Genomic DNA, 14463 nt, shown 5'->3' with positions numbered 1-14463 from the left:
CCTTGCCTCGGTGCCCACGGGGGCCACTGACGGCGCGCGGACATCAGAAGTCGTCCGGGTACGGGTCGGCCATGCCGACGTGCGATCGGGCCAACGGCGCCGCAGGGAAGCCCGGGAGGAGATCGGCCAGCACACGCCGTACCTCGTCGGGGTCGTTGCCCTCCGCTGCGGCGTACAGGTCGGGGAGCCGTTCCGGTAGCGCGGCCCAGGGCTCGTCGCCGATCGTGGGCGTCGCGGCGAGGATCTGCGGGTGGGCGGTGCGCGTATGCCGCTCATGGGCGGAGAACAGGGTCTCGTTGAGCTTCTCACCCGTCCGCAGTCCGGTGAAGCGGATGTCCACGTCCGGCACGTTCACCGAGCGGGCGAACTTGCGGACGAGGTCCACGATCCGCACGGGACTGCTCATGTCCAGGACGAACACCTCACCGCCCCGGGCCATGCGCGCGGCCTCCAGGACAAGCCCGACGGCCTCCTCGATGGTCATGAAGAACCGCGTCACTTCGGGGTGCGTGACGGTCACCGGGGAACCGGCGCCCAGCTGTTCGGCCACGACCGACAGCAACGAACCGCGGCTGCCCAGCACATTGCCGAAGCGGACGGCCGCGAAGACGGTCCCGGGCGGGGCGTTCTTCTGCCCCTCCCGCACGATGAGCTCGGCCAGCCGCTTGGTCGCACCGAGCACCGACACGGGGTCGGCCGCCTTGTCGGTGGAGATCAGCACGAACCGTTCGGTTCCGGCCTCGGTCGCGGCCCGCACCAGATTCGCGGTCCCCATCACGTTCGACTTCACGCCCTCGCAAGGGTGCCGCTCGAGGAGAGGCAGATGCTTGTGCGCGGCGGCGTGGAACACCACCTCGGGGCGCAGCTCGCGGAAGATCTGGTCGATGCGGGGACGGTCGCGGATGTCCGAGATCACTATGTCGTCGCTGACCAGTGCGTCGCCGTACAGTTCCAGCTGCAGCCGGTGCAGATTCGACTCGTCGTGGTCGAGCAGGAAGAGCCGGCTCGGGCCGAAGGCGCGCACCTGGTGGCACAGCTCGCTGCCGATCGACCCGCCGGCCCCGGTCACCAGGACCCGCCGCCCGGCGACCGTCAAGCGCGCCTCGGGGCTCACCACGTGTATCTCGTTGCGGCCGATCAGTTGGTGCACGTTCAGCGCTCGCATGTCACTGCCCATCACGTCGCGCCGGAGTGCCGCGATGAACGACGGCAGATACCGGACGCTCGCTCCCGTGGCCTCGGCCGCCCGCGCCACCTGGCGGAAGCGGTCCGGGCTCAGTCCGGGGATGGCCACGACCACCGCCTCGATCCGGTGGGTGATTGCGGTCTGTCGGGTGTCGTCCAGCTCTCCCAGTACGGGCAGGCCCCCGATGACGGCGGCACGGCGTTTGGCCGGGGCGTCGTCGAGGAAGCCGACGGGAACGAGCCCGAACTGCGGTGTCCGCGCCAGGTCCCGGGCGAGCGCCTGTCCGGCCTCCCCGGCTCCGATCACCAGGGTGCGCAGCCCGGTCTCCTCGTGCGCTGCCGGAGGTTCCGGCCGGAGGGTGCGCAGTCCGGTCTCCTGCCGCGCTACCGGAGGTTCCGGCCGTTCGGCGACGGATGACACGGGACGGGACCCTGAGGCGCGCCGGGCCAGCTCCCCGGCGACCCGGTCGACCGCCCGCTCGGTGAGGAGTGGGTACAGGGGCAGGGACAGCAGCTGGGGGAAGAGCGCATCGGCTCCCGGCAGACCACCGGGCGGAGTGATCGCGGCACGCTGGAAGTACGGCATGTGGTGCAGGGGACTGAAATGGACGGAGGTGCCGATGCCGCACTCCGCCAGCCTGTCGATCAGTTCATCGCGTCCGGTCCCGTACTCCTCCAGTACCCGCACGACGTAAAGGTGACGGGCGTGCCGCCCCGGGGTGACGACGTCCAGGGGCTCGATGCCGGGAACGGCCTCCAGCGCCGCCGTGTACCGCTCGGCCAGGGCGTGCCGCCGCCGCTGCCAGTCATCGAGGTGACGAAGCTGGGCCCGCCCGATGGCGGCCTGCACATCCGTCATGTTGGCCTTGAGGCCCGCCTCCTCGACGGTGTACCGCCAGTGGCCGCCCGGCAGGTTCCGGCGCCAGGCGTCGGCGGACATTCCGTGAAGCCTTGCTCGACGAATCCGCTCCGCGAGTTCGGGGTCGTCCGTGGTCACCATGCCGCCCTCACCGATGGGCAGGTTCTTGGTGGCGTAGAAGCTGAAGCAGGTCGCTGCCGACAGGCTCCCCACAGGCCGGTCCCCCACCGATGTGCCCAGGGCGTGCGCGGCGTCCTCGACGACCCGCGTCAGGGGCAGTCGCGCGGCTTGCGCCAGCTCGGCCACCGGCGCCGGGGCCCCGGCGTAGTGCAGGACCATCATCGCCTGGGGGCATCCGCAGGCCCTGGCCGCGCGGGCGACAGTGGCCGCAGTCGGCGTCCCGGTGCGCGGATCGACGTCCACCAGTACGGGCCGCAGTCCGGCGTGCAGGATCGCGTGAGCCGCGCCGCAGAACGTCACGGCCGGGACCAGCACCGTCCCACCGGGCGGCAGTCGCAGGGCGCGCAGCGCCAGTTCGAGCGCCGCCGTGCACGAACTCACCGCGATCGCGTGCTCGGCCTCGACACAGGCCGCGAACTCGCTCTCGAAGAGTTCCGTCTCGTGGCCGGTGGTCACCCAGCCCGAGGCGAGCACGCGCTGTGCCGCTCTCCGGGCCTCGGGGCTGATCCGGGTCACGGCGAAGGGCACGTCCGGTGCGTCCGCGTGTTCCACGGTGAGGGCGTCGGTGAGGGGCACACCGTTCAGGGCAGGCCGGGGATGACCGACGGATTCCCGCCGGGGTCGGAGACGGTGGACTGTCATTTCTCGCTCCCGGTATGGGCTCGCTCGGGGGATGACGACTCCGCCATACCTCCTGATGTCGTATATTTACGACGTATACGTACACTCTGACCCCGTTGGCGTATAGAGTCAACACAGGGGCATGGCACGGGGCGATCACGGGAGGCTGGGCATGGTCAAGGAGCAGGCGAAAGGGCGGGGGAAGGGTGCCGGAGCCGCTCCGGCGCGCCGCGCCAGCGACCGCGGCCGTTACGGACGGCTGAGCCGTGAACGCGTGCTGGCCAGCGCCCTGGAGCTGGTGGACAGGGAAGGCCTGTCCGCGCTGAGCATGCGGCGGCTCGGCGCCGAGCTCGGCGTGGAGGCGATGGCGCTCTACCGGTACGCGGAAGGCAAGGACGCCCTCCTGGACGGCCTGGTGGAGGCGCTGTACCTCGAGCTGGAGGAACGGCTGGCCGCCGAGCCGGGCACGAGCACGAGCACCGGGAAGACTGCCTGGCGCAGCGAGCTCCACCGCATCGCGAGGGCGACGTACGACGTCTGTTTCGCCCATCCCCAGGCGGTCCCGCTGCTCACCACGCGCATGCTGGCCATCCCGCTCGCCCAGCGCCCCCTCGCCGTCCTGAAGGACCACGAGAGGGTGCTCACCCTGCTCGCCGAGGCCGACCTGGACGAGGTCCGCACCTCCGCCGTGTTCCGCGCCTACACCGCGTGGCTCCTCGGCTATGTGTCCGCGGAGCTGCGGCCCATGGTGGACAACCCCGAGGAGCCGGACCCCGGCTTCCGTCTCGGACTGCACCGCATGCCGCCCCAGGAGCTGCCCAGACTCCGGGAAACCGCCCCCGCACTCGCCGCACGGGGCGGGCCGGAGGGCCTGGCGGTCGGGCTGGACGCGCTGCTCGACCGCTTCACCGAAGCGGAGTGAGGGGCGCGGAGGCGAGTCTCCAAACGGTGGCCACGGCGGCCACGGCGGCCGGCAAGGGAACCGCCGGCCCCGGCGGTCCGGGGTGTCGACGCCGGCTTCGGTCGCCCATGACGCTTGATCACTCGCGTCGACAGCCGCCGTACTCGTCGCCGATGCCGCAAGGCCGCCTCACCCGCCTCGCCCACCGCACGGGCCTCACCCGCCTCACCCTCCGGCTCAGCGGGCGAACGGCCCCTCCAGTGCCGCCCACTGCAGGAGCATGATCGTCTTCGCGTCGGCGATCTCTCCGGTGCGGATCATCTCCAGGGCCCTGCGGAAGGGCAGTTCGAGGATCTCGATGTCCTCGCCCTCCTCCTCCAGGCCGCCGCCCTCGTGGGTGCGGGTCGAGGGGCCGTAGGCGGCGGCGTAGAAGCTGACGCGTTCGGTGACCGAACCCGGGCTCATGTAGACGTCGAAGACGTGCTGGACGTCGCCGATGGTGTGCCCGGTCTCCTCGACGACCTCGCGGCGTACGGCGATCTCCGGGTGCTCGTCATCGTCGTCGAGCAGTCCGCCCGGAGTCTCGACCAGCAGGCCGTCGGGGTGACCGTTGACGTAGACCGGGAAGCGGAACTGGCGGGTGAGCAGCACGGTTTCGCGATCGGCGTCGTACAGCAGCATGGTGGCCCCGTTGCCGCGATCGTGCGTCTCGCGCTCCTGGGTGCTCCAAGTGCCGTCGGCGTGCCGGAAGTCGAAGACCGTGGTGCGTTCGACGTACCAGTGGCTGGACAGCAGGGTCACGTCCCGCACCTTGACCCGCGGGTTGCCGGTGAGATCCCGGCCGGTGCGGTCGAGCCCGGTGCGGCCCCGGCGGTCGGGGGTGTCGACGCCGGCGGTCATCGGATGTCCGCTGCGGAGGAGGGAGAGTGCAAGTTGGTCATGCCTGCTTCTACCATCCGGCGGCGCCCGGACGCTCCGGGCGCCGGTCGCCCAAATCTTCGATCATCCGGCTGGCCTGCCCGTACGCTCAATACCGTTGCTCTGCAAGGCGATTGACGGCGGCCGTGCTGCACCACGTGCCGGAGGGGCGGGTACATGACGCACGACGAGCTGATCCGGCCGCTGCCGGAGCTGCTGAAGGCGCACGCCGAGAGCCGGCCGTCACGTGTGGCGTACGCCGACGACGTGCGTGGTGTCACCTACGCCGAGTTGGAGCGGCGCACCGGCCGGCTGGCCGCGTATCTCGCCCGGGCGGGCGTCGGGCGGGGTGACCGGGTCGCGATCTGTCTGGGCAACTGCGTGGAGATGGTGGAGAGCGTTCTCGCCACCGTCCGGGCGGGGGCGGTCGGTGTGCCGCTCAATCCCCGGTCGTCCGACGCCGAGCTCGCCCATTTCCTGGAGGACAGCGGGGCCTCGGTCGTCGTCACGGACCTGGCGCACCTCGCCCGACTGCGGCGCGTGGGTCCCGGGCCCGGCCGCATGCGCATCCTGCTCACCGGCACGGGACCGGTCCCGGCGGACGCCGCCGACGGCACGGCCGGCTTCGAGGAGGCGGCCGCGGCCGAGCCCGCCGAACCGCCGCGGGACGACCTCGCGCTGGACGAGCCGGCCTGGATGCTCTACACGTCCGGGACCACCCATCGCCCCAAGGGCGTGCTGTCCACGCAGCGCGCCGCCCTGTGGTCGGTGGCGGCCTGTTACGCCCCGATCTTCGGGCTCTCGCCCGAGGACCGGCTGCTCTGGCCGCTCCCGCTGTTCCACAGCTTCGGGCACTCGCTCGCGATCCTGGGAATCACCGCCGTCGGCGCGAGCGCCCGGATCACCGGTGAACTCCTGCCGCCCGGCGGCCTGTTGCGGGAGCTGCGCACGCCTCACGAATCTCTCGGCGGCCCGTACACCGTCCTGGCGGGGGTGCCCGCCGTCTACCACCGGCTGGTGGCCTCGGCGGCCGAGGACGCCTCGCCCCTGCCGAGGCTGCGCACCTGTGTCGTGGCGGGCGCCCCGAGTGCGCCGGCCCTGCGCCGGGCGGTGGAGGACCTCCTGGGGGCGCCGCTGCTCGACGCGTACGGCAGCACCGAGACCTGCGGGATGATCGCGGTGAACCGGCCGGACGGGCCGCGGGTCGACGGGTCCTGTGGACCACCGGTCCCGGGAATGGACGTACGGCTCGTCGATCCCGGTTCTGGCAACGATGTCGCGGACGGCGACGAGGGCGAGATCTGGGTGCGCGGGCCGAGCCTGATGACCGGGTACCACCACCAGGCCGAGGCGACCGAGGCCGCGCTGCGGGGCGGCTGGTACCGCACCGGTGACCTCGGCCGACGCGTCGAACACGGCCATCTCACGCTCACCGGCCGGGTCAGCGAACTGATCATCCGCGGCGGGGAGAACATCCACCCCACGGAGGTCGAGCAGGCCCTGCTGCTCTGTCCCGGCGTGCGGGACGCGGTGGTGGTGGGCAGGCCGCACGACGTCCTCGGCGAGGTCCCGGTGGCCTACGTCGTACCGGGACCGGACGGGTTCGAGCCGCGCCGGGTACTGGCCGCGTGCCGCACACGGCTGGCCGACTACAAGCTGCCCGTCGAGATCCGTGAGATCGCGGCCGTCCCGCGTACGGCGTCCGGCAAGATCGCCCGCCACGCGGTCCTGCCCGACCTGGCCCGCGCGGCGTCCGAGGTCCGCCCGGCCCTGCCCTCCCCGACGGCGGCCGACGGAGCGCTGCGCCGGCGGCTGCTGTCGCTGACGCCTCAGGGGCGGGAACGTGCGCTGCGCGAGGCGGTGCTCGCGGAGACGGCCGCGGTCTGCGGCGACGGACCGGCCCAACGACCCGACGGCGACAGCACCCCCGCCGATCTCGACGCCGACAGCCCCTTCACCGATCTCGGACTGACCTCCGCGGGCGCCGTCACGCTGATCGAACGGCTCGGCGAGGCGACCGGCCTGCGGCTTCCCTCGACGCTGGTCTTCGACCACCCCACCCCGTCGGCCCTGGCGCAGCACGTGCACAGCACCCTCTTCACCCCGGTGCCCACCAGTCCGCCGTCCTCCGCCTCTGAAGCGAGAACGGACGATCCGGTGGTGATCGTCGCCATGGGCTGCCGCTATCCCGGTGACGTCCACTCCCCCGAGGACCTCTGGCGACTGGTGTCCAAGGGCGGGGACGCGATCTCGGACTTCCCCACCGACCGGGGCTGGGACCTGGCCGCCCTGTACGACCCCGACCCGGACCGGGTCGGCACCTCGTACACCCGCAGCGGCGGCTTCCTGCACCACGCCGCGGAGTTCGACGCGGGCCTGTTCGGGATCTCTCCGCGTGAGGCGCTGTCGATGGACCCGCAGCAACGGCTGCTGCTCGAGACCTCGTGGGAGGTCTGGGAGCGGGCGGGCATCGATCCGGCCGCGCTGCGCGAGAGCGACACGGGGGTGTTCGTCGGCGTGATGCACGGCGACTACTCCGCCCGCTTCACCCAGCACGAGCTGGAGGCCCATCTGGGCCTGGGCTCGGCCGGCAGCGTGGCCTCCGGCCGCATCTCGTACGTGTACGGCCTGCGCGGGCCGTCGATCACGGTCGACACCGCGTGCTCCTCCTCCCTGGTGGCCCTGCACTGGGCGGCGAAGGCGCTGCGCTCCGGGGAGTGCTCCCTCGCCCTGGCCGGCGGGGTCACGGTGATGGCGACGCCCAAGCCGTTCACCGCGTTCAGCCGCCAGCGCGGCCTCTCCCCCGACGGCCGCTGCAAGTCGTTCTCGGCCTCGGCGGACGGCACCGCCTGGGGCGAGGGCGCGGGACTGGTCCTGCTGGAGCGGCTGTCCGACGCCCGCCGCCACGGCCACCCGGTGCTGGCCGTGCTGCGCGGCTCCGCCGTCAACTCCGACGGCGCTTCCAACGGCCTGACGGCACCCAACGGGCAGGCCCAACAGCAGCTGATCGAGAGGGCGTTGGCCGACGCCGGGCTCCGCGCGGGCGACGTGGACGCGGTGGAGGCGCACGGCACGGGCACCACGCTCGGCGACCCCGTCGAGGCGCGGGCCCTGCTGGCCGCCTACGGCCAAGGACGGGACGAGGAGCGGCCGCCGCTGTGGCTGGGCTCGGTCAAGTCCAACCTCGGGCACACCCAGGCGGCCGCAGGAGTCGCCGGTGTCATCAAGATGGTGCAGGCCATGCGGCACGAGGAGCTCCCGCGCACCCTGCACGCACAGGCACCCAGCCCGCACGTCGACTGGTCGGCGGGCCGGGTGGAACTGCTGACCGAGGCCCGCCCGTGGCCCGCGACGGACTCCGGGCCGCGCCGGGCCGGCGTGTCGGCCTTCGGTATCGGCGGGACCAACGCCCACGTGATCCTGGAGGAACCCGAGCAGCCTCCCGGTACGGGGGCGGGTGCCGCAGAGGTGCCGGTGCCCTGGCTGCTCTCCGGCGCCGACGACGGTGCCCTGCGGGCCCAAGCCCGCCGCCTGGCGGACCACTTGGCGGCCCGGCCCGACCTGTCCGCGACCGACGTCGGCTTCTCCCTCGCCGTGTCGAGGTCGCCGCTCCCGCACCGGGCGATGGTGCCCTGCGGCGACCGGGCGCGGATGTCGGCCGCGTTGCATGCGCTCGCCGATGGCAGGGGCGCGACGCCGGCCGTGGCGGATCCCGGCCTCCGTACGGCCTTCCTGTTCACCGGCCAGGGTGCTCAACGTGTCCGTATGGGCGCCGAGTTGCGCGCCGCGTTCCCCGTCTTCGACTCGGCCTTCGACGAGGTCTGCCGGGAACTGAGCGGCCGTCTCGAGCGACCGCTGGAGACGGTGCTGTCCGCCGAGCCCGGAACACCGGAGGCCACCCTCCTCGACCGTACGGACTTCACCCAGGCCGGTCTCTTCGCCTTCGAGGTGGCGTTGTTCCGGCTGTTGGAGTCCTGGGGAGTGCACGCCGACTTCCTGACCGGCCATTCCGTGGGAGAGCTGGCGGCGGCCCATGTCGCCGGAGTGCTGGACCTGGCGGACGCGGCACAACTCGTCGCGGCCCGGGGCCGGTTGATGCATGCCCTGCCCGGGGGCGGGGCGATGGTGGCGCTGCACGCGACGGAAGAGGAAGTCCTCGCTGCACTACCGGAGTTCGGCGGCCGAAGCGACGAGGTGGCGATCGCCTCCGTCAACGGACCGCGCTCCGTGGTGATCTCCGGCGTCCGCGACTCGGTGCTCGCCGTCGCCGCCGCCTTCGAGGCACGCAACCGCAGGACCGTACGCCTGCGGGTCGGCCATGCCTTCCACTCGCCGCTGGTGGAACCGATGCTCGAAGACTTCCGCCGCGTCGCTGAAGGGCTGACCTTCCGGCCGCCGCGGATCCCGGTGGTCTCGGGCGTGTCGGGTCGCCCGGCCGAGCCCGGGGAACTGTGTTCGCCGGAGTACTGGGTACGGCACGCCCGTCTGCCGGTGCGGTTCGCCGACGCCGTGCGGTGGCTCGGGGACAACGGCGTGTCGGCGTTCCTGGAGCTCGGCCCCGGCCCCGCGCTCACCGCCGCGGCCGAGGACTGCCTGACCGGTGCGGACGACGAGGTCCCCGCCCCTGTGTTCGCCGTCGCGACCCGTGGCGGCGAGCACGAGCCCAAGACGCTCCTGTCCGCCGTGGCCCGGCTCCATGTGCGCGGGGCGCGAGTCGACTGGCCCGCGGTGTTCGCCGGCACCGGTGCGCGGCGGGTCGACCTGCCGACGTACGCGTTCCAGCGCCGGCGGTACTGGCTGGACGCTCCGCGCACCCCCGGCCCCACTGCGGACGCCCGCGAACACCCGTTGCTGGGCCCGGCGTTCGCCGTGCCGGACACCGACCGGACGGTGTTCTCCGGTCTGCTCTCCACCGCGACCCAGCCGTGGCTGGCCGACCATGTGATCGGCGGTACGGTCCTGGTCCCCGCGACGGCGTTCGTGGAGATGGCCGTACGCGCGGGTGACGAGGTCGGCTGCGGCGCGCTCGACGAACTCGTCGTCCTGGCCCCGCTCCCCCTGCCCGCGGCCACGGGCGTACGCGTCCAGGTCGTCGTGGGCACGGCGGACGAGTCGGGTCGGCGCCCGGTCGACGTCTACGCCCGGCCCTCCGCGGACGACTCCGCACGCACCTGGACCCGGCACGCCACAGGGGTGCTCAGCGGCACGGAGCCCGCTCGGCCGGAGACGGAACTCGCCGTGTGGCCGCCGCAGGGCGCGACCGAGGTCGGCCTCGCCGACGCGTACGGCGCCCTCGCGGACGGCCCCCTCGCCTACGGTCCGGCCTTCCGGGGCGTACGGGCGGTCTGGCGGCGGGACGAGGAACTGTTCGCGGAAGTCCGCCTCCCCGAAGCGGAGTCGGCGGGCCCCGACCGGTTCGGCATCCATCCGGCGCTGCTGGACGCGGCACTGCACGCCCCGCTGCTCACGGGTTCCGCACCCGAGTCCGACGCGATCCGGGTGCCGTTCGCCTGGAACGGCGTACGCCTGTACGCGGCGGGCGCGTCGGAGGTACGCGTACGGATCACGCCGGGCGGGACGGACACGGTCTCGGTGACCCTCGCCGACCCGACGGGGCGCCCGGTGGCGCGGGTGGATTCCCTGGCCACCCGGGAACTCCCGGCCGATACGGCCGTACCGGCGGCCGAGGTGGTGCGGCGGGCCCTGCTGCGCCCCGAGTGGACCGCCGTCGAGCCGCCCGGCGGTGTGCAGCATCGCGTGGACACCGGATGCTGGGAGCTCGCAGGCCCTGACCGGCTGGACCTCGGCGGGTTGCTTCCCGACGTCGTGCGCGCCGACGCGCCCGAGCCGGACACCGTGGTCGTCATGGCCGTCGGCGCACCGATGACGGATGCCGACCCTCTGCCCGCCGTACACCTGCTGACCGGCAGGGTGCTCCGTGCCCTCCAGGACTGGCAGGACGACCCACGGACGGCGGGCTCCCGCCTGGTGGTGGTGACGCGCGAGGCGACCGCACCGGAACCGGATCTGGCCGGGGCGGCCGTGTGGGGGCTGGTGCGTGCGGCCCAGGCGGAGCTGCCCGGCCGCGTCGTCCTCGTCGACGTGGACGGTCGGCCCGAGTCGCTGCGACTGCTTCCCTCCGCGGTGGCCACCGGCGAGCCCCAACTCTCCGTGCGGCAAGGGCGGTTGGCTGCACCCCGACTCGCCGGTCACAGTGAACTCTCCACCGGTGGCGGTGCCTTCGGTCCGGACGGCACGGTCCTGATCACGGGAGGTACCGGTGCGTTGGGCGCGGAGCTCGCCCGTCATCTCGTCGCCGCGTACGGCGTACGGCATCTGCTGCTCACCGGACGCCAAGGACCCCAGGCGCCGAATGCCGACGAACTGCGCGGCACGCTGGAGGAGTTGGGTGCCGAGGTACGGATCGTGGCCTGCGACGCGGGCGATCGCGACGCACTGGCCGAGGTGATCAAGGGCTGCGCGCCCGCGCCGACCGCCGTGGTGCATGCCGCCGGGGTCCTGGACGACGGCGTGCTGGCCGCGCTGACCCCCGAGCGAATGGCCACGGTACTTCGGCCGAAGGCGGACGCGGCCTGGCATCTGCACGAGTTGACCCGGGATCTGGACCTGTCGGCGTTCGTCCTGTTCTCCTCGGTGTCCGGCCTGCTGGGCCGTGCCGGTCAGGGCAACTACGCGGCGGCGAACTCCTTCCTGGACGCCCTGGCCCGCCACCGCTCCCGACTGGGCCTGCCTGCCGTGTCCTTGGCGTGGGGCCCGTGGGAGCACGGGGGTGGCATGGCCGGTGCGGACGCCCCGAGCCGAAGGTCGGGTGAGGTGCTCCGGGCGCTCTCCGTGGAGCAGGGCCTGGCTCTGTTCGACGCGGCGCTCCGCGCGGACGAACCCGTGCTGGCGCCGATGCTGCTGGACCGGGCCGGCCTCCGATCCGCCCCAGGGCCCGTGCCACCGCTCCTGCGCGGGCTGGTGCCCCCAGGCAGGCCTGCCGCCGGTACCGGGCGTGCCACCACCGACTCCCCGCCCGGTACGGAGCAGCCCTGGGAGCCGGGAGCCTGGCGCAAGGTGCTGGCCGAGCTGCCCTCCGCTCAACGGGAGGACGCGCTCGCGGAGTTGATGAGCGCCGACGTGGCGGCCGTCCTCGGGTACCCGGACGCGGACGCGCTCCCGGCCGGCAAGTCCTTCGCCGAGCTGGGCTTCGACTCGCTGATGGCGGTCCAGGTCCGCAACCGGCTGAGCATGGCCCTGCGGCTCAGGCTGTCCGCCGCCGTGGTGTTCGAGCACCCGACGGCCCAGGGGCTGGCCCGCCACGCACTGGGTCTGCTCGACGACCTGCCCGAGACCCCGACGGAACCGGAGCGCGCGCCGACGGACGACCGGCCCGCGCAGACGCTGTCCTCGCTCTACCGGCGGGTCTGCGAGGCCGGTCGGGTGGTCGCCGCGATGCACATGCTGGTCACGGCCTCCTGGGCGGTGCCGACCTTCGACGAGGCCGACAGCCGGGAGCACGCTCTCCCGCCGCTGCGGCGCGCCGAGGGCTCCGGCGAGCGTCCGGTGCTCGTCTTCTTCACCGGGTACCACCCGCCCTTCGCCGCCCCCGGTGGGGAATTCGCCCGGTTCCACGCTCACTTCCAGGGCGAACTGGACGTCCTCGAACTCCCGCACCCCGGCATCGGGGCGGGCAATGCCGTGCCGGCCGACCGGGACACGCTCGCCCGGACCCACGCGGAGACCGTGCTGCGGCACGTCGGCGACCGGCCCTTCGCCGTCGTCGGTATGTGCACCGGAGGCGCCGTCGCCCACGCCGTGACCCGGCGGCTCGAAGCCATGGGGAGGGCTCCCGTCGGTCAGGTGCTGCTCGACACGTACCTCATCAACGAGACCAACAGCGACAAGGAGTGGCTGCTGTCCCTGGCGGCCGTCATCGCACCGCGCCTGGGCGGCAACCAGTTCACCGGGGACGAGGACACCGGCGTGGCGGCGCTGGGCGCGTACACCCGCATGTTCCTCGACTGGGACCCGGAACCGGTCGACACCCCGACCCTGCTGGTACGGGCCACGCAGCCGACGCCCGAGATGGCGACGGGCGCGGAGCCGGACGAGTGGCAGACCTCGTGGCCGCTGCCGCACGCCCGCGCCGACGTTCCCGGCGACCACTTCTCGTTCATGCAGGACCACACCCCGACCACGGTGGCGGCCGTCCGCACCTGGCTCGACTCCCTCGGCCGCACGGACGCGCCGTCGGCGCCGACCACAGAAGGAGAGCAGTGAACCCCACCGGTGAGCAGTCGGAGGCCGAGGAGTTCGACGTGATCGTCGTGGGCGGCGGCCCGGCCGGGGCGACCGCCGCGTCGGCCGTCGCCCTGCGGGGCCACCGCGTCCTCCTCCTGGAGCAGCAGACGTTCCCCCGCTACCAGATCGGCGAGTCGCTGCTCCCGTCCACCGTGCACGGGGTGTGCCGCATCCTGGGCGTCGAGGAGGAGGTCGCGCGGGCGGGCTTCAAGACGAAGCGGGGCGGGACCTTCCGTTGGGGCCGGAACCCGGACCCGTGGCAGTTCTCCTTCGCGCTCTCCCCCCGGCTGGCCGACCCGACCTCCTTCGCCTACCAGGTCGAGCGGTCCCGGTTCGACGCGATCCTCCTGGACAACGCCCGCCGGGTCGGCGTGGACGTACGCGAGGGCTGCCGCGTCAAAGGAGTGCTCGCCGACGAGGAACGCGTCCGGGGCGTCGGCTGGACCGGCCCGTCCGGCGAGATCCGCGAGGCCAGGGCCCGCTACGTCGTGGACGCCTCCGGCAACGGCAGCAGGATCCACGGCGAGGTCGGCGGCAGGCGGACGTACTCCGACTTCTTCCGGAACATCGCGGTGTTCGGCTACTTCGCCGGAGGCAGGCGGCTCCCGAAACCGAACGACGGCAACATCTTCTGTGCCGCCTTCGACGAGGGCTGGCTCTGGTACATCCCGCTCCGGGACGACCTCACCAGCGTCGGAGCGGTGGTGAGCAGGGAGAACACCGCCGCGATCCAGCGGGACCCGGTGACGGCCTGGCGCCGGCTGATCGACTCGTGCCCCGAGGTCCGGGACCTCCTCCACGGGGTTCCGCAGGCCACCGAAGTGCCGTACGACCAGGTGCGGGTCCGCAAGGACTGGTCGTACTGGAAGTCCCGGCTGTGGCGGCCCGGCATGGTGCTGGTGGGCGACGCGGCCTGCTTCGTCGACCCGGTCCTGTCCTCCGGAGTGCACCTGGCCACCTACGGCGCTCTGCTCGCGGCCCGGTCCGTCAACAGCGGCCTCGCCGGGGCGCTGGACGAGGGCCGCCTCTTCGACGAGTTCGAAGCCCGCTACCGGCACGAGTACGGGCTGTTCCACGAGTTCCTGGTGTCCTTCTACGACATGCACCAGGACGAGCGGTCGTACTTCTGGAAGGCCCGCAAGGTCACCCACGTCGACACGACGGAACTGGAGGCGTTCGTGGACCTGGTGGGCGGTCTGGCCTCCGGCGACACGTCCCTCGGCGGACCCGCCGAGGCGGGCGCCCGGCTCACGGCCGCCGCCTCGGAACTCGACGAGGCCGTGGGCCGGCTCCCGGACTCCGACGGCCGGCGCAACCCGCTCTTCGAGTCCGCCACGATCCGCCAGGTCTTCCAGGAGGGCGCGGTCCTGCAGGAACGGGGCGTCTTCGGCGGCCCGTTGGAGGACGAGACACCGCTGCGCGCCGACGGCCTGGTGGCCTCGGAGGACGGGCTCACGTGGGTGGATCCCGGCCGCTGAGGTTCCAGGAACCGTCC

At 73.0% G+C, this 14463-nt stretch carries 5 protein-coding genes; 3 read left to right on the top strand and 2 right to left on the bottom strand.

Translation table 11 applies throughout. The annotated features are described in order from the left end of the window. Positions 1-43 precede the first annotated feature (43 nt). Positions 44-2800, bottom strand: a complete 2757-nt coding sequence (locus ADK57_RS47950; protein ID WP_234390458.1) for a DegT/DnrJ/EryC1/StrS family aminotransferase — start codon at positions 2798-2800, stop codon at positions 44-46. A 217-nt stretch (positions 2801-3017) separates the two neighbouring features. Here ADK57_RS47950 and ADK57_RS29540 point away from each other — a divergent pair, with 217 nt between their 5' ends. Further along, positions 3018-3767 carry a TetR/AcrR family transcriptional regulator gene (locus ADK57_RS29540; protein ID WP_053752665.1) on the top strand — a complete coding sequence of 250 codons (750 nt, stop codon included), beginning with the start codon at positions 3018-3020 and terminating at the stop codon, positions 3765-3767. Between the two features lie 216 nt (positions 3768-3983). Here ADK57_RS29540 and ADK57_RS29535 read toward each other — a convergent pair whose 3' ends face one another. Then, positions 3984-4646 (bottom strand): NUDIX domain-containing protein, encoded by a 663-nt coding sequence (locus tag ADK57_RS29535; RefSeq protein ID WP_053752664.1) that lies wholly within the window; start codon positions 4644-4646, stop codon positions 3984-3986. Between the two features lie 195 nt (positions 4647-4841). Here ADK57_RS29535 and ADK57_RS29530 point away from each other — a divergent pair, with 195 nt between their 5' ends. Together ADK57_RS29530 and ADK57_RS29525 are read left to right on the top strand one after the other, a co-directional pair. Next, positions 4842-12947 carry a type I polyketide synthase gene (locus ADK57_RS29530; RefSeq protein WP_053752663.1) on the top strand — a complete coding sequence of 2702 codons (8106 nt, stop codon included), beginning with the start codon at positions 4842-4844 and terminating at the stop codon, positions 12945-12947. Then, a complete protein-coding gene (locus tag ADK57_RS29525) occupies positions 12944-14446 on the top strand; it encodes a tryptophan 7-halogenase (RefSeq protein ID WP_053752662.1) in 1503 nt (500 codons plus the stop codon). Before ADK57_RS29530 ends, ADK57_RS29525 begins: the two co-directional genes overlap by 4 nt. Positions 14447-14463: the final 17 nt, after the last annotated feature.

This window comes from Streptomyces sp. MMG1533 (assembly GCF_001279775.1).
Classification (GTDB): Bacteria; Actinomycetota; Actinomycetes; order Streptomycetales; family Streptomycetaceae; genus Streptomyces.
This window is presented reverse-complemented; position numbering and strand designations above follow the sequence as displayed.

Excerpts from the sequence above, each read along its gene's own strand:
- ADK57_RS29540 (WP_053752665.1), top strand. The coding sequence starts at position 3,018 with ATGGTCAAGGAGCAGGCGAAAGGGCGGGGGAAGGGTGCCGGAGCCGCT.
- ADK57_RS29535 (WP_053752664.1), bottom strand. The coding sequence starts at position 4,646 with ATGACCGCCGGCGTCGACACCCCCGACCGCCGGGGCCGCACCGGGCTC.
- ADK57_RS29530 (WP_053752663.1), top strand. The coding sequence starts at position 4,842 with ATGACGCACGACGAGCTGATCCGGCCGCTGCCGGAGCTGCTGAAGGCG.